At 52.5% G+C, this 15,705-nt stretch carries 14 protein-coding genes; 4 read left to right on the top strand and 10 right to left on the bottom strand.

Features of this window, described 5'->3' with window-relative positions:
* Nucleotides 1-8: 8 nt before the first annotated feature.
* The 9 genes from FDX04_RS01065 to FDX04_RS01025 form a co-directional block, all read right to left on the bottom strand.
* Nucleotides 9-1,145 carry an HlyD family secretion protein gene (locus FDX04_RS01065; protein ID WP_137370343.1) on the bottom strand — a complete coding sequence of 379 codons (1,137 nt, stop codon included), beginning with the start codon at nt 1,143-1,145 and terminating at the stop codon, nt 9-11.
* Between the two features lie 5 nt (nt 1,146-1,150).
* Nucleotides 1,151-1,474 carry a DUF3302 domain-containing protein gene (locus FDX04_RS01060; protein WP_042311625.1) on the bottom strand — a complete coding sequence of 108 codons (324 nt, stop codon included), beginning with the start codon at nt 1,472-1,474 and terminating at the stop codon, nt 1,151-1,153.
* Nucleotides 1,475-1,805: 331 nt separating this feature from the next.
* Entirely contained in the window at nt 1,806-3,344 is a 1,539-nt protein-coding gene (gene aldB / locus FDX04_RS01055) for an aldehyde dehydrogenase AldB (RefSeq protein WP_137361670.1), read from the bottom strand.
* A gap of 92 nt (nt 3,345-3,436) precedes the next feature.
* Entirely contained in the window at nt 3,437-4,588 is a 1,152-nt protein-coding gene (gene yiaY / locus FDX04_RS01050; RefSeq protein ID WP_123268893.1) for an L-threonine dehydrogenase, read from the bottom strand.
* Between the two features lie 188 nt (nt 4,589-4,776).
* Entirely contained in the window at nt 4,777-6,621 is a 1,845-nt protein-coding gene (selB, locus tag FDX04_RS01045) for a selenocysteine-specific translation elongation factor (RefSeq protein WP_137370342.1), read from the bottom strand.
* Nucleotides 6,618-8,009, bottom strand: coding sequence for an L-seryl-tRNA(Sec) selenium transferase (selA, locus tag FDX04_RS01040; protein ID WP_137361672.1), 1,392 nt, complete (start codon nt 8,007-8,009; stop codon nt 6,618-6,620). Before selA ends, selB begins: the two co-directional genes overlap by 4 nt.
* 98 nt (nt 8,010-8,107) lie before the next feature.
* Entirely contained in the window at nt 8,108-8,716 is a 609-nt protein-coding gene (locus FDX04_RS01035) for a glutathione S-transferase (protein WP_006687581.1), read from the bottom strand.
* A gap of 70 nt (nt 8,717-8,786) precedes the next feature.
* Nucleotides 8,787-9,923, bottom strand: coding sequence for an HlyD family secretion protein (locus tag FDX04_RS01030; RefSeq protein WP_042311616.1), 1,137 nt, complete (start codon nt 9,921-9,923; stop codon nt 8,787-8,789).
* A gap of 2 nt (nt 9,924-9,925) precedes the next feature.
* A complete protein-coding gene (locus FDX04_RS01025) occupies nt 9,926-10,288 on the bottom strand; it encodes a DUF3302 domain-containing protein (RefSeq protein WP_042311614.1) in 363 nt (120 codons plus the stop codon).
* A 530-nt stretch (nt 10,289-10,818) separates the two neighbouring features.
* Between FDX04_RS01025 and mtlA the strand changes: the two genes are divergently transcribed.
* The 3 genes from mtlA (at nt 10,819) to mtlR (ending at nt 14,606) form a co-directional block, all read left to right on the top strand.
* Nucleotides 10,819-12,732, top strand: a complete 1,914-nt coding sequence (gene mtlA / locus FDX04_RS01015; RefSeq protein ID WP_137361673.1) for a PTS mannitol transporter subunit IICBA — start codon at nt 10,819-10,821, stop codon at nt 12,730-12,732.
* 138 nt (nt 12,733-12,870) lie between these two features.
* Entirely contained in the window at nt 12,871-14,019 is a 1,149-nt protein-coding gene (gene mtlD, locus FDX04_RS01010) for a mannitol-1-phosphate 5-dehydrogenase (RefSeq protein ID WP_137361674.1), read from the top strand.
* On the top strand, nt 14,016-14,606 hold the full coding sequence (gene mtlR / locus FDX04_RS01005) for a mannitol operon repressor MtlR (RefSeq protein WP_005120486.1): 591 nt from the start codon (nt 14,016-14,018) through the stop codon (nt 14,604-14,606). The genes mtlD and mtlR overlap by 4 nt, the downstream gene beginning before the upstream one ends.
* A 12-nt stretch (nt 14,607-14,618) precedes the next feature.
* Here mtlR and FDX04_RS01000 read toward each other — a convergent pair whose 3' ends face one another.
* Nucleotides 14,619-14,825 (bottom strand): hypothetical protein, encoded by a 207-nt coding sequence (locus FDX04_RS01000; RefSeq protein ID WP_003827334.1) that lies wholly within the window; start codon nt 14,823-14,825, stop codon nt 14,619-14,621.
* A gap of 292 nt (nt 14,826-15,117) precedes the next feature.
* Between FDX04_RS01000 and FDX04_RS00995 the strand changes: the two genes are divergently transcribed.
* Nucleotides 15,118-15,480 carry a YibL family ribosome-associated protein gene (locus FDX04_RS00995; RefSeq protein ID WP_042311608.1) on the top strand — a complete coding sequence of 121 codons (363 nt, stop codon included), beginning with the start codon at nt 15,118-15,120 and terminating at the stop codon, nt 15,478-15,480.
* Nucleotides 15,481-15,705: the final 225 nt, after the last annotated feature.

Below are 15,705 nucleotides of genomic sequence, written 5' to 3'. Positions count from 1 at the left end.
GCCTGCACCTAGTGGTCGAGATACAGGTAATGCACCCAACTGGTCATCCGCAACAAGACTTTGCGCATGATTGACACATGTTCGAAGTGGTCAGAGTAAACGGCGACCTGGGCGTAAATCCCATCAGGTAACGCGCTCACGTCCGCATTGTCGTTCAGTTCAATCGTGGCGATCACCCCTTCTGAACCGGGCGTAGAGTTTAATGATTGCAACGCCCCGTTCGACTGGTATGTACCACCCGGTACAGCCGGGCTGATAGCAGCCAGTTTGCCGCTAAATACCTTCCCCGGCAGGGCGTTAAACACCACTTCTGCTTCATCGCCTGGCTCCAGTCGCAGCAGCGAGTTTTGACGGAACTGGGCGATAATTTGCCGTTTCTGTTCCGGGATAAACACCATCACCGGACGCATAGGCAGCGCGGCGGCATAGGTTCCGGGGCGCATCAGCACCTGCGTAACGTAACCATCGCTGGGCGCACGAACCACGGTCTGGTCAAGGTTAAACTCCGCTTCGGCGAGTTGTGCCTTCAGGCTGGCAATTTGCGAATTTTCACCCAGTACCAGGCTGTCTAACTGGCTCTGGATTTGCTGTTGCTCCGCAATAGACGATTTCACCGATGCTTCCTGCGCCAGATAGTTTTGACGAGCCGCATCGATATCGCGTTCAGAAAAAGGGTTGACCTTCGCCTGACTCCCCTGCGCATAGCGCTGGTAATCTTTTGCCAGCTTGTCACGCGTCGCCTTTGCCCGCTGCGTATTAGCTTTCATTTCGTCTAGCCGCGCAACCAGTGCCTGCTCTTTATGCTGAGCGGTGACAATGTCGGCTTTCAGACGATCAACCCGCGCCTGATAACGTCCTGGATTAAGTTTAAACAGAACTTCGCCTTTTTTGATCAGCGTATTCTTCTTATCCGTCACTTCCGTTACAACACCCGTGACCTGCGGCACCACGGGAATAGAAATTACCGCTTTTTGCGCCTTAAAGGTATACGGATGGTTATAATTCATCAGTAATATAAGTCCGCAAACAATGAAAATACCACCCAATGCCGCAGTGGGTACCGTCCATTTATTTACAGGAATTTTAAAAATTTTAAATATCGACCATGCGCATGCCACATAGGTCAGAACAATCAGTAAATCCATCGATATTACTCCGCCGGAGAGGTCTTAACCTCACCCAGTTTCTTTTCCAGATCGGCAACCCGCGCCTGAAGCTGGATCAGGGAAGAATCCGCGCTCTGCATACCCCACCCGCGCTCCGGGCGATAAAGCGTTGCCCAGATCCATAAAAAGGGCCAAATAACATGTAAGGTAAACAAGCTAACCCAGCCCGCAACATGTATAGCGTCGGCATGAGGATGGTTACGTTTCTTTGCAATGAGATAGGGAATATCATGCAGAATAATAATCCCGTAAAAAATGACCAGGAATACAAAAATAAGCACTCCTAATGCAAAATAATCAAGGAACATATTTGCCTCAGGGATTTAAATTAAAGAACTTGGCTGCTATTTATTTAAAAAATAGAGTTGATAATAGTAGTGGAATGACCAGATTGGATGCAATGGGGTTATTTATATAACGATATATGACTTTCTATATACCCGTCGTCTTTCGAACTGCTTCTTTGTTGGCTGCGTACGTTCACCCCAGTCACTTACCGGAGTAAGCTCCTGGGGATTCCCTCTCTTACCGCCTCGAAGCAACACGAAATCCATAGGGTATATTTTTCATACTTTAAGCTGCAGGACATAACTTGATGCCCGGTACGCTAAATGCGACCGGGCAGTAAGTGACGGGATATTAAAACAGCCCCAGCGGTTTATCCGAGTAGCTCACCAGCAGGCATTTGGTTTGTTGATAATGCTCAAGCATCATTTTGTGTGTCTCGCGCCCAATGCCCGACTGCTTATAGCCGCCGAACGCCGCATGTGCCGGATAAGCATGGTAGCAGTTGGTCCAGACACGCCCCGCCTGAATCCCGCGGCCCATCTTGTACGCGAGATTTCCGTTACGGCTCCAGACGCCAGCGCCAAGTCCATATTGGGTGTCATTGGCAATTTCCAGCGCTTCGTCCATGGTTTTAAAGGTCGTAACAGCCAGTACAGGGCCGAAGATCTCCTCCTGGAAAACCCGCATATTGTTCTTGCCAAACAGAATGGTCGGTTCGAGGTAGTACCCCTCCTTTAACTCACCATCCAGCTGCTTGCGCCGTCCACCGGTCAGGATATCCGCCCCTTCTTTCTTACCAATATCGATGTAATTCAGAATGGTTTCCAGTTGACCATGTGAAACCTGCGCCCCCATTTGTGTCACGCTGTCTAACGGGTTGCCGCTGCGGATACTCTCCACCCGGCGAATGGCTCTTTCCATAAAGCGTTCGTAAATGGATTCCTGCACCAGCGCGCGGCTCGGACAGGTACACACTTCGCCCTGGTTAAAGGCAAATAGCGCAAAGCCTTCCAGCGCTTTGTCAAAGAACGCATCTTCTTCATCCATCACGTCCGCGAAGAAGATATTGGGCGATTTCCCACCCAGCTCTAGCGTGACGGGAATAATATTCTGCGTGGCATACTGCATGATCTGCTGGCCGACTTCCGTTGAGCCGGTAAACGCCACTTTTGCGATACGTTTAGACGTCGCCAGATACTCACCGATTTCCCCACCCGCGCCGTTTACCACGTTCACGACACCAGGCGGGAGCAGATCGCCGATGACCTCCATCAGCAGCAGCACAGACAGCGGCGTCAGGCGCGCGGGTTTAAGCACCACGCAATTACCCGCCGCCAGCGCGGGCGCCATCTTCCAGCTGGCCATTAGCAGCGGGAAGTTCCACGGGATAATTTGCCCGACCACGCCAAGAGGCTCATGGAAATGATAAGCCACGGTCTCACTATCAACCTCGCTGATCCCCCCTTCCTGCGCACGAATACAGGAGGCGAAATAGCGGAAATGGTCAATCGCCAGCGGTACGTCTGCCGCGCTGGTTTCACGGATGGGCTTACCGTTATCCCAGGTTTCTGCCGTCGCCAGCAGCTCCAGGTTTTGTTCCATACGATCGGCGATTTTGAACAGAATCGCCGCTCTGTCCTGCACGGATGTCTGCGCCCATTTATCTTTTATATTGTGCGCGGCATCCAATGCCAGATCGATATCCTTCTTACCGGAAGAGGCCACTTCGCACAGCAATTGCCCGGTGACCGGCGTCAGATTTTGGTAATACTCGCCGTCCACCGGCGCGACCCAGTCACCGCCGATAAAGTTATCGTATCGGGCTTTTAACTTCAGAGGGTAACCATACTCGCCGGGATAAATACGCGTTGAAGGGGGGTTATTGGTCATGACCGTCTCCTTGCTGTAGGGGTACTACAAGGGTAGACGGGGCTGGCGAATAATTCGCCAGCCTTTTACTGCTTTACGACAGGTATCACGAATTACATCGCAGCACGATAAATCGCCATGATTTCTTCATGAGTGGCCTGAATCGGGTTAGTGAAACCACAGGCATCTTTCAGGGCATTAGTCGCCAGAACGGCAAAATCTTCTTCTTTCACGTTCAGCTCACGCAGCCCAGCCGGAATATTCACTTTCTGCGCCAGTTCGCGGATCGCCGCGATGCAGGCTTCTGCCCCTTGCTCTTCGCTCAGACCAGCAACGTTTACACCCATTGCCGCGGCGCAATCGCGCAGGCGGGCGGCAGCCACTTTACTATTAAATACCTGTACGTGCGGCAGCAGTACGGCATTACATACTCCGTGTGGCAGATCGTAGAAGCCACCCAGCTGGTGCGCCATCGCATGCACGTAGCCAAGAGAAGCATTGTTAAAGGCCATACCTGCGAGGAACTGCGCATAGGCCATGGCTTCGCGTGCCTGAGCATTGCTGCCCTCTTCCACTGCGACCGGCAGGTTTTCCGCAATCATGGTGACGGCTTTAAGCGCACACGCATCGGTAATAGGGGTCGCGGCAATAGAAACATAGGCTTCAATAGCGTGAGTCAGCGCATCCATACCGGTAGCCGCCGTCAGAGACTTCGGCATACCGACCATCAGCGAGGAGTCATTGACGGACAGCAGCGGTGTAACATGCTTATCCACAATCGCCATTTTAATGTGGCGTACTTCATCGGTGATGATGCAGAAGCGGGTCATTTCAGATGCCGTACCCGCCGTGGTGTTAATGGCGATCATCGGCAGCTGCGGTTTTGCAGAGCGGTCAACGCCTTCGTAATCACTAATATCGCCGCCATTAGCCGCCACCAGCGCAATCCCCTTCGCACAATCGTGCGGGGAACCGCCGCCGAGAGAAATAACGCTATCACAGTCATTTTCTTTCAGCATTTTCAGGCCAGCAGCAACGTTACTGGTCGTGGGGTTAGGATGCGTACCATCGTAAATTACGCTAAAAATATCACGTTCCTGCAACGCTTTTTGAATATCGCCAGCCATACCTAATTTCGTCAGCATGGCATCCGTAACAATCAGCGTACGGCGAAAACCATATTCCGCCATTGTATTCATTGCGTCTTTTAATGAGTCAGCGCCGATTACATTCACGGAAGGAATAAAAAATGTTGAAGCAGCCATTGTACGATCCTTAATTACTCTAAAGAGTCAGGAAGCATACGAGTGAAATTTCCAACAAAATATGATCGTGGTTGTTATTTTAATAACACTCACAATTAAAAAGCACATTAGGTTCATAATCTAATGTGCTTATTTCAATCAACATCTATTTTGTATTAATTCATTTAATCCATGAATTAATTGTTTCATTATTTTTCAGGAAACAGCAATGCATCGCGTAATAAATGATCATTTCCTCGGCGACGCGTAAAACCAATGCGGTCAAAATATTCCAGAATCTGGATAGCCAATTTGCGCCCGACGTTAAGCCTGTCACGAAAATCGGCGGCACAGGTCGATCCCCTTTCCTGATCCAGTTCGCGGATCATATTGGCAAAGGCCACTATTCGATCGTTACGGTAATAACGATCTTTCACGATCGCGGTGATGATGCCTTGTTGCGCCGCTTGTCGCAATGCCACACGCATCATCTGCTCATCCGTTCCCGTCTGTTTTGCCAAATCGCGTACCCACCACGGCTCATCACCAAAAAGCGGCTCTACTTTTTGCCAGATTGCCAGCTGCTCATCGCTGAAACCCGCCTTGTGATCCGGCAAATGCAGCCAACCATGATGGCTATGGATAGCGCCACTCTCGCGCATCTTTTCAATCAGCAGCAATACCAGCGCTTCGTCTTCCATCGGCAAAGCCATACGACGCAGGCGCTCGCGCCCAGGCCCAGGCTCATCACGGTGCTGTTCGTGGTAGGTCGCCAGCGTATCGAGAACTTTCCGCTGCCAGCGCGCGGCAACGGGGGCATTCAACAGGCTGTATCCCGCCTGAATAAATCCATGTTGCTCAATCAACGGACGCATCCCGTTGCCATTGAGCTGACGCGCCCAGGCAAAGTCAGGAATATTCACCGCCCCACGCGTCAGGTGCAGCGCCAGAGCGTCGCCGTCAGTCTGCGCGTTTTCCAGCGCCGACAGCCACTGTAAATACTCCGGCTTACGTTTTCCGCGACGCGGCGGATTGAGCGTGACCACGCGCGCGCCAGCCAGCGTCGTACGGGCAGAAATATCGCGCAGCACCAGACGGTCGTTATCGGCGAGCCAGAGTGGTGTATCAAACACCAGTTCCGCCAGCGTCCCTTCAAGCAGCGAGATGCGCCCGGTGACATGACTTGCCGCGTGGTGAATATGCAGCGGTTGCCACTGCATCAGCGGCGCAGCATGTTCTAAAGAGACAATCACGCGGTTAAAAGCCTCTGGCGGGACATCGGAAAGCAGCCAGTCGCCGCGGTTAAGCTCTTCTTTTTGCGCATCACCGGCAATATTCAGCGCAATACGCTGCCCGGCATGAGCATGCTCAGTGGCCTGGTTTTGCGCATGCAGGCTACGTACGCGCATTGGCTTGTTGACGCCCGTCAGCCACAGCGTATCCCCGACATTCACTTCACCGCTGAGCGCCGTCCCGGTCACCACCAGCCCTGCGCCCTTGACCGTAAAAGCACGGTCAATCGCCAGGCGGAAGCTGTGATCGCGGGCATGCTCGCGCGAGGTTAATTGCAATAAATGGTCACGCAGTTCTTCGATCCCACGGCCTTCACTGGCGGCAGTCACAAACAGAGCCGCATCGGCAAAACCATAGTTTTCCAGCGTGGTGTGTACCTCTTCACGCACCGTATTGATGCGTTCCTCATCCACGCGATCGGCTTTTGTGAGCGCCACGGTGATTTGCGGATTGCCCGTCAGTTGCAGAATTTGCAAATGTTCACGCGTTTGCGCCATCACGCCGTCATCACAGGCGACGACCAGCAGCGCGTGGTCGATACCGCCTACACCCGCCAGCATGTTGGACAAAAACTTTTCGTGTCCGGGAACATCAATAAACCCCAACACCTGCCCATCCGGCTGCGGCCAGTAGGCATAGCCGAGATCGATGGTCATACCACGCTTTTTTTCCTCCGGCAGACGGTCGGCATTCACGCCCGTAATTGCCTGTAATAACGTTGTTTTTCCGTGGTCAACGTGTCCGGCGGTTGCAATAATCATTTCAGCATCATCTCCATAAACCGGGTCTCGTCTTCAAGGCAGCGCAGATCCAGCCACATGCGGCCATCATAAATTCGCCCAATGATCGGCACGGGCAGCGCACGCCAGCGGGCGGCCAGTGCGTCGAGGCGGCTACCGCGCCCGTCATGCGGGGTAAAGGTCAATGCCGCGCTGGGTAACCTGTCAACAGGCAACGAACCGCTACCAATCTGCGACAGGCAAGGCATCACATTCAAAGCAAACTCGTCGCTGTAACGATCGGCAAGCTGCGCCTGTAATTGCTGGGCCTGCGCGTGGATCGCCTCTTGCGAGCGGGTGAGCTGGCGTAACGTCGGCAACTTCGCCGCCAGCGCTTCCGGGTGCAAATACAGTCGCAGCGTTGCTTCCAGCGCCGCCAGCGTCATTTTATCTGCCCGTAACGCACGTTTCAGCGGATGGCTCTGTAAGCGCGCGATCATCTCTTTTTTACCGACGATAATTCCGGCCTGTGGCCCACCCAGCAGTTTATCGCCAGAGAAGCTCACCAGACTCACGCCTGCGGCGATCAGTTGCTGCGGCATCGGCTCCTGCGGCAAACCATACTGGCTGAGATCGACCAGTGAACCGCTGCCGAGATCCGCCACCACCGGAACATCCAACTCCCGGCCAATGGCGGCCAGCTCAGCCTCATCCACCGACTTCGTAAAGCCTTCGATGCTGTAATTACTGGTGTGCACCTTCATCAGCAGGCCGGTATTTTCATTCACCGCCTGACGGTAATCTTTCGCGTGGGTCCGGTTGGTGGTCCCCACTTCGCGCAGCATACATCCGGCCTGACACATCACATCAGGAATACGAAACGCGCCGCCAATTTCCACCAGCTCACCGCGCGAAACGACCACCTCTTTGCCGTTAGCCGTGGCGGCCAGCATCAGCAGAACCGCTGCCGCATTGTTATTCACGATACAAGCGTCTTCGGCCCCCGTCAGGCGACAGAGTAAATCCGCCAATGCCCGATCCCGATGTCCGCGCCCGGCATCATCCAGGCTGTATTCCAGCGTCACCGGCGTGCGCATCGCCTGCACCACCGCATCGATGGCTTCCTCGGCCTGCAACGCACGACCCAGGTTAGTATGCAGCACCGTTCCGGTCAGGTTAATCACTGGACGCAGCGCGCTTTGCGATTCTCTTTCCAGCCTGGCTCTGGCTTCTTGCGCCCAGTCCTCACACCATGCCGGGAGCGCGTGGGCGTCGCGAATGGCTTCTCTGGCTTCGTCGAGCATATGACGCAGCAGGTCAACTACCCGGGTATGACCGTGGGATTCACGTAAGGCTGAGAAAGCGCTATCGCGCAATAAACGATCGATAGCAGGAAGCTGGCTGTAGAGTGAACGCATGTCGGTTGTCATGAAAGGGCCTGGCTGTTGGTGGCCCTCTCCACCGTGGAGAGGGATATCGATATAGGAAGGATTGTATCGTGACTTTGCTCAGGCGGACATAACGTGTATCAAGCCTTTGGCGGTTCCGTACGGGCAAAACTTTCGCGCTGAAAGAGCGTTTCCACCAGTTTGACCAGACGCGGGCGGTCCACACACCAGCCGGGCGCGACCCGACGGAAATTGAGATAGCCGACAGCGCAGGCAATCGCAATGGTGGCCAGGTTAACCGTATCCGTTTTCAGCGTACCGTCCGCCAGATAGCCTTCCAGCACATCCAGACTGCGTGTGATCTTCTCCCGCTGGCGTAACAACTCAGTTTCTGACTGCTGTGCGGCGGGGCGAGCCTGTTCGCGTACCGAGACTAAACCGGCATCCATAATGCCGTCTGCCAGCGCCTCCAACTGCCGTACCTTCAGCGCCGCCAGCGGTTCACGCGGCAACATAGCTGGTGCAATATCCAGCAGCTCTATGTATTCCGCGATGATTGGAGAATCAAACCAATACTCACCCTCATCAGTAACCAGCGCGGGCACTTTTCCTAACGGGTTATAGCGCGCCACGCCGCTATCCGCGTTGTAGGGGAGTTCATTTACAAATTCGAAGGTGATGCCCTTTTCCAGTAACAGAATAGAAATTTTACGCACAAAAGGGCTGGTATAGCTGCCAATGAGTTTCATGCCGGGTCCTTTTTGCCAACAAAAATATCAGTATGGCTCAGGACAGCGCAAATGGCAGGTGATGACGTTCTCAATGATCCAAATAAAGGTAATGCATCCAGCTGGTCATTCGCAGTAGCACTTTACGCATCACCGACACGTGGGCGAAATGGTCGGAATAGACCGCCACCTGGGCATAGATACCGTCCGGTAGCGCCTCCACATCGGCATTCGGATCCAGTTCAATGGTTGCCAATACGCCATCGGTCCCCGGCACCACCGTTAAGGACTGTAATGCCCCCTGCGCCTGATAAGAACCTCCAGGCACAACGGGAAGGATACTGGTTAGTTTGCCGCTAAACACCTGGCCTGGCAGCGCGTTGAATACCACTTCTGCCTCATCGCCCGGCTCAAGACGCAGCAGAGAGTTCTGGCGAAATTGCGCCACGATTAGCCGTTTTTGTTCAGGAATAAATACCATAACTGGTCGCAGAGGCAACGCGGCGGCGTAAGTCCCCGGGCGAATAAGCACCTGCGTCACGTAACCGTTGCTGGGCGCACGCACAACGGTCTGCTCAAGATTATATTTGGCTTCGGCAAGCTGGGCGCGCAGGGAGGCGACCTGGGATTGCTCACCGTTGACCATACTGTCTAACTGGCTCTGAATCTGCGTCTGTTCCGCTACTGAGCCTTTCACCAGCGCATCCTGAGCCAGATAGTTCTGGCGGGCGTTGTCGATATCACTTTCGGAAAACGGGTTAACCTTCGCCTGGCTACCCTTCAAATAGCGCTGATAATCTTTATACAGGCGGTCACGTTCCGCAGACACGCGAGTGGTATTCGCGACCGCTTCCAACAGTTGCGCTTTCAAATTGTCGATATTGTGAGTCGCGGTGACCAGGTCAGCCTGTAGCCGGTCAACTCGCGCCTGATAACGCACAGGATCGAGTTTAAATAACACTTCGCCTTTTTTAATCAGCTGATTATTTTTATCTGTCACCTCACTAACAATTCCTGTGACCTGCGGGGTAACGGGAATTGAAATAACCGCTTTTTGCGCCGTAAAGGTATATGGATGGTTATAGTTCATTAATAAGATGAGTCCCGCCACAATAAACACCCCACCTAATGCTGCGGTGGCAAGCGTCCACTGATTTACCGGAATACGGAATATTTTAAAGATGGCCCAGGCGAATGCCACATAAGTCAGGACAATTAACAAATCCATGATTAAATCTCCGGAAAGGTGGAGTTATCGATTCTTTTTTCCCCATCCAGCTTTTTTTCCAACTGGGCGATGCGCGCTGCCAGCACGGCTATCTCAGGGTCAGGTTCCTTTCCGGTCGGCGTGATGTGCGACTGCATTCCCCACCCCTTTTCGGGCTGGTAGAGCGTGGCCCAAATCCACAGGAACGGCCAAATAACATGCAACGTAAAAAGACTTACCCACCCTGCCGTATGGATAGCGTCGGCGTGGGGATGGTTGCGCTTTTTAGCGATGTTATAGGGAATGTCATGGATGGCGATGATTCCGTAAAACAGAACCAGAAAAACGAAGATCAGCACGCCTAACGCGAAATAATTTAGAAACATACCTGCCTCGAATTCACGCTAATTAGAGTTTTTTTATGCCGGCAGCCGTATGCACCCAGGCTGATGTTTTGAACATAACTGCAGTTTGCGGTTTTCGCCATACCACAAAAAAAATATTTTTTCTGGTTTTAAGTTGCTTAATCTGGCAAGGAAAATGTCAGCTCCAGAACCCGTCGCAGATCACATCTGATTAAACCCAGACAAAAATACTTTGTGAATCACATCACAAAAATTCAACAAACAGCAAATACAAAAACGTGAACAAGTTCACATTTAACTGCCATTTTTAGCGATTTCTCGCGCTGTGATGTTTTTTTGTACCGGTGTTTTGTGATGAAAATCACATTAACTAACGCCATACACCCTATATTTACGTGACCAACATCACATAAAAGGCCATCGACTGGACAGTTGAACGATTCAGTGCCAGATTTCGCAGTATCTACAGGGTCCGGCTACCTCCTGCCGCTACATTAACAAACCTCGGGCTTTCAGCCTGCGCGATAGCAAACATAAGAAGGGGTGTTTTTATGTCATCCGATATTAAGATCAAGGTGCAAAGCTTTGGTCGATTCCTCAGCAATATGGTGATGCCAAATATCGGCGCGTTTATCGCGTGGGGTATTATCACCGCATTATTCATTCCGACAGGGTGGTTGCCGAACGAAACGCTGGCGAAGCTGGTCGGTCCGATGATCACCTATCTGCTGCCGCTGCTGATCGGTTATACCGGTGGTAAGTTGGTAGGCGGTGAGCGTGGCGGCGTGGTTGGTGCTATCACCACCATGGGCGTTATCGTCGGTGCGGATATGCCGATGTTCCTTGGCTCCATGATCGCAGGCCCGCTGGGCGGCTACTGCATCAAGAAATTCGATAACTGGGTAGACGGTAAGATCAAATCCGGTTTTGAGATGCTGGTGAATAACTTCTCCGCAGGCATCATCGGTATGATCCTCGCCATCCTGGCTTTCCTCGGCATTGGTCCATTGGTTGAAGGTCTGTCCAAAATTCTGGCGGCAGGTGTTAACTTCATGGTTGTCCATGACATGCTGCCGCTGGCGTCGATTTTCGTTGAACCGGCAAAAATCCTGTTCCTCAACAACGCCATCAACCACGGTATTTTCTCACCGCTGGGTATTCAGCAGTCCCATGAGATGGGCAAATCCATCTTCTTCCTGATTGAAGCTAACCCAGGTCCGGGTATGGGCGTCCTGCTGGCGTACATGTTCTTTGGTCGCGGCAGCGCTAAGCAGTCTGCGGGCGGCGCGGCTATCATCCACTTCCTGGGCGGTATCCACGAAATTTACTTCCCGTACGTGCTGATGAACCCACGTCTGATCCTGGCCGTTATCCTTGGCGGTATGACTGGCGTATTCACCCTGACCATCCTGAACGGCGGTCTGGTTTCTCCGGCTTCTCCTGGCTCCATTCTGGCCGTACTGGCGATGACGCCAAAAGGCGCTTACTTCGCTAACATCGCTGCCATCGTGGCGGCAATGGCGGTCTCCTTCGTGGTTTCTGCAATTCTGCTGAAAACCAGCAAAGTGAAAGAAGAAGATGACATTGAAGCGGCCACCCGTCGTATGCATGACATGAAAGCGGAATCTAAAGGCGCATCTCCGCTGGCGGCTGGCGACGTGACCAACGACCTGAGCCATGTACGTAAAATCATCGTGGCTTGCGATGCCGGTATGGGTTCCAGCGCCATGGGCGCAGGCGTATTGCGTAAGAAAGTGCAGGATGCGGGTCTGTCTCAGATTTCCGTCACCAACAGCGCGATTAACAATCTGCCGCCGGATGTGGATCTGGTCATTACCCACCGTGACCTGACCGAGCGCGCGATGCGTCAGGTGCCTCAGGCGCAGCATATTTCGCTGACCAACTTCCTGGATAGCGGCCTGTACACCAGCCTGACCGAACGTCTGGTTGCTGCACAGCGCCACAACGTGAACGAAGAGAAAGTCCGCGATCATCTGAAAGACAGCTTTGAGGAGGGTGATAACAACCTGTTCAAGCTGGGCGCGGAGAATATCTTCCTGGGTCGGAAAGCCGCTAACAAAGAAGAGGCGATTCGCTTTGCTGGTGAACAACTGGTGAAAGGCGGCTATGTTGAGCCGGAATACGTCGAGGCGATGCTGGACCGCGAAAAGCTGACGCCGACTTACCTCGGTGAATCCATCGCAGTACCTCACGGTACAGTAGAAGCTAAAGACCGCGTGCTGAAAACCGGCGTGGTGTTCTGCCAGTATCCGGAAGGCGTACGCTTCGGTGAAGAAGAAGACGATATTGCCCGTCTGGTCATTGGTATCGCCGCACGTAACAATGAGCACATTCAGGTCATCACCAGCTTGACCAACGCGCTGGATGATGAATCCGTGATCGAACGTCTGGCCCATACCACCAGCGTGGATGAAGTTCTGGAACTGCTGGCAGGTCGTAAGTAAACGTTATTGCCCGGTGGCGCTCGCGCTTATCGGGCCTACAAAATCCTCTCCCTTGTGGAGAGGGTTAGGTTGAGGGGAAATCTATGCAGTCCCTCACCCCAGCCCTCTTGGGTAAAAACATTAATGAAGGTTAATACTATGAAAGCATTACATTTTGGCGCAGGTAATATCGGTCGTGGCTTTATCGGCAAACTGCTGGCGGACGCGGGGATACAGCTGACGTTTGCGGATGTAAACCAGGTCGTGCTCGATGCCCTGAATGCCCATCATAGCTATCAGGTTCATGTGGTGGGTGAAAACGAGCAGGTTGATACCGTTTCCGGCGTCAACGCTGTCAGCAGCATCGGCGATGATGTTGTCGACCTGATTGCCCACGTTGATTTAATCACTACTGCCGTGGGTCCGGTTGTGCTTGAGCGTATCGCTCCGGCCATCGCTAAAGGGCTGGTAAAACGTAAGGCGCAGGGCGTGGATGCCCCGCTGAATATCATCGCCTGTGAAAATATGGTGCGCGGCACCACACAGCTGAAAGGCCACGTAATGAACGCGCTGGCGGATGGCGATAAAGCCTGGGTTGAACAGCACGTCGGTTTTGTCGATTCCGCCGTGGATCGCATCGTGCCGCCATCTGCTTCTGCGACCAACGATCCGCTGGAAGTTACCGTCGAAACATTCAGCGAGTGGATTGTCGACCAAACGCAGTTCAAAGGCGAGCTGCCAAACATCCCGGGAATGGAATTAACTGATAACCTGATGGCATTTGTCGAACGTAAACTCTTCACGCTGAACACCGGGCATGCTATAACCGCGTACCTCGGAAAATTGACCGGTCATCAGACCATCCGTGACGCGATTCTCGACGAGAAAATCCGTGCAGTGGTCAAAGGTGCGATGGAAGAGAGCGGCGCGGTACTGATCAAACGCTATGGCTTTGATGCAGCTAAACATGCAGCATACATTCAGAAAATCCTCGGTCGTTTTGAAAATCCGTATCTGAAAGATGATGTTGAGCGCGTAGGACGTCAGCCGCTGCGTAAACTGAGCGCGGGCGACCGCCTGATTAAACCGCTGCTGGGCACGCTGGAGTATGGTTTGCCGCACGTTAATCTGGTTACCGGTATTGCTGCTGCAATGCACTATCGCAGTGAAGAAGATCCGCAGGCACAGGAACTGGCCGCGCTGATTGACGAAAAAGGTCCACAGGCCGCGCTGGCGCAGGTATCCGGTCTGGATGCCAACAGTGATGTGGTGGCGGAGGCGGTTAACGCATATAACGCAACCAAATGATAGAGAATGTGGCGCAGGTCAGCCTGCGCCCGAATGACAGATTGTCAGATATGCAGGCAATAATGGAACAAACGCAGGCCTTTGAAAATCGTGTGCTTGAGCGTCTGAATGCTGGCAAAACCGTACGCAGCTTCCTCATCACCGCCGTAGAACTGCTCACTGAGGCGGTGAATATCCTTGTGCTTCAGGTATTTCGCAAAGATGACTATGCGGTGAAATATGCCGTAGAACCGTTGCTCGACGGCGACGGGCCATTAGGCGATCTTTCGGTTCGCTTGAAGCTAATCTACGGTCTGGGCGTACTCAGTCGCCCGGAGTATGAAGATGCGGAGCTTCTGATGGCGCTGCGGGAAGAGCTGAATCACGACGGCAATGAATATGCGTTTACCGACGACGAGATTCTCGGGCCGTTTGGCGAGCTTCACTGCGTGACGGCACTCCCGCCGCCGCCACAGTTTGATACCTCAGACTCAGGTTTGCACGCCATGCAGATCCAGCGCTACCAGCAAATGGTACGCTCCACGATGGTACTTTCCCTGACCGAGCTGATTTCTAAAATCAGCTTAAAAAAAGCCTTTCAAAAATAAGTCCATGCAGGCTTATTTCTCTTCCTGCTGCGGTCGATACAGCTGTCGATAGTACGCCAGACGTTGCAGATACAGTTGCGCATTCTCCTGCGGTATTTCAGAAGGGACAACGTTGCGCGGCGGTGTTTTATTCAGATACTCGCGAAAAGCCTGGCTTGAGGCCATGAAATCAACAGTCTTATCAATAAGGACCGAAACATTCTCACCTATTTTCGCCATAATCTTCCCTCCTCCATGTATTAACCACGCTTAGCCTGCGCGGTTGATCATTTAAGTTTAGGATCGGTTGGGCGATTATATTGAGGAAAACGTGCTTCGCTATCAACCCGCCAACAGAAAGCGCCATGGCCGATCTTATTGCTTAAAATTCCTTATCAATCAAAAGCGTAATATTATCATTAGCTGATTAATACTTGCAGCATTTGATTATTTATCTTCGATTTGTTGTGAAGAATCCCGCTCTGCGCGCATACTATAGGATATACATTCTATTTTTATCAGAAGCTATCCTATGAAAGAAGTCGAAAAAAACGAAATTAAACGCCTGAGCGATCGTCTGGACGCTATCCGCCACCAGCAGGCTGACCTGTCGCTGGTTGAAGCCGCAGACAAATATGCTGAGCTGGAAAAAGAGAAAGAAACCCTGGAAACCGAGATCGCACGCCTGCGTGAAGTCCACGGCCAGAAGCTGAGCAAAGAAGCGCAAAAGCTAACGAAACTTCCCTTCCGCCGTGCCATTAGCAAAAAAGAACAGGCCGACATGGGTAAGCTGAAGAAAAGCGTGCGTGGCCTGATTGTCGTCCACCCGATGACCGAACTTGGCCGTGAAATGGGCCTGAAAGAGATGACAGGCTTTGCAAAAACCGAGTTCTGATCTCCTGCCGGGCAACATCCGTTTGCCCGGTCTTTCCTGCCCCGCCAATTGGCCCTACCAATTATAACCAGATCCTACCATCACCTCACATTTCATTAAAATTCGCGTACAATACCGTTGCCAATAAATAACATCTGATTAACCATTCATTGTCATTACCCCTACACAACAATATTGGCAGGGCCACTTTTACACATAATGTGACGAAGAGATGAGCAAAGACTC

This window comes from Citrobacter sp. wls615 (assembly GCF_005281355.1).
Lineage (GTDB): Bacteria > Pseudomonadota > Gammaproteobacteria > Enterobacterales > Enterobacteriaceae > Citrobacter > Citrobacter werkmanii.
Note: the sequence above shows the minus strand (reverse complement) of the source record. Positions and strands in the feature narration are given on the sequence as shown.

What these genes read in the sequence shown, in the direction of transcription:
- mtlA (WP_137361673.1), top strand. Translation starts at nt 10,819, where the DNA reads ATGTCATCCGATATTAAGATCAAGGTGCAAAGCTTTGGTCGATTCCTC.
- aldB (WP_137361670.1), bottom strand. Translation starts at nt 3,344, where the DNA reads ATGACCAATAACCCCCCTTCAACGCGTATTTATCCCGGCGAGTATGGT.
- FDX04_RS01030 (WP_042311616.1), bottom strand. Translation starts at nt 9,923, where the DNA reads ATGGATTTGTTAATTGTCCTGACTTATGTGGCATTCGCCTGGGCCATC.
- selA (WP_137361672.1), bottom strand. Translation starts at nt 8,009, where the DNA reads ATGACAACCGACATGCGTTCACTCTACAGCCAGCTTCCTGCTATCGAT.
- mtlD (WP_137361674.1), top strand. Translation starts at nt 12,871, where the DNA reads ATGAAAGCATTACATTTTGGCGCAGGTAATATCGGTCGTGGCTTTATC.
- FDX04_RS01025 (WP_042311614.1), bottom strand. Translation starts at nt 10,288, where the DNA reads ATGTTTCTAAATTATTTCGCGTTAGGCGTGCTGATCTTCGTTTTTCTG.
- FDX04_RS00995 (WP_042311608.1), top strand. Translation starts at nt 15,118, where the DNA reads ATGAAAGAAGTCGAAAAAAACGAAATTAAACGCCTGAGCGATCGTCTG.
- yiaY (WP_123268893.1), bottom strand. Translation starts at nt 4,588, where the DNA reads ATGGCTGCTTCAACATTTTTTATTCCTTCCGTGAATGTAATCGGCGCT.
- mtlR (WP_005120486.1), top strand. Translation starts at nt 14,016, where the DNA reads ATGATAGAGAATGTGGCGCAGGTCAGCCTGCGCCCGAATGACAGATTG.
- FDX04_RS01035 (WP_006687581.1), bottom strand. Translation starts at nt 8,716, where the DNA reads ATGAAACTCATTGGCAGCTATACCAGCCCTTTTGTGCGTAAAATTTCT.
- FDX04_RS01060 (WP_042311625.1), bottom strand. Translation starts at nt 1,474, where the DNA reads ATGTTCCTTGATTATTTTGCATTAGGAGTGCTTATTTTTGTATTCCTG.
- selB (WP_137370342.1), bottom strand. Translation starts at nt 6,621, where the DNA reads ATGATTATTGCAACCGCCGGACACGTTGACCACGGAAAAACAACGTTA.
- FDX04_RS01065 (WP_137370343.1), bottom strand. Translation starts at nt 1,145, where the DNA reads ATGGATTTACTGATTGTTCTGACCTATGTGGCATGCGCATGGTCGATA.
- FDX04_RS01000 (WP_003827334.1), bottom strand. Translation starts at nt 14,825, where the DNA reads ATGGCGAAAATAGGTGAGAATGTTTCGGTCCTTATTGATAAGACTGTT.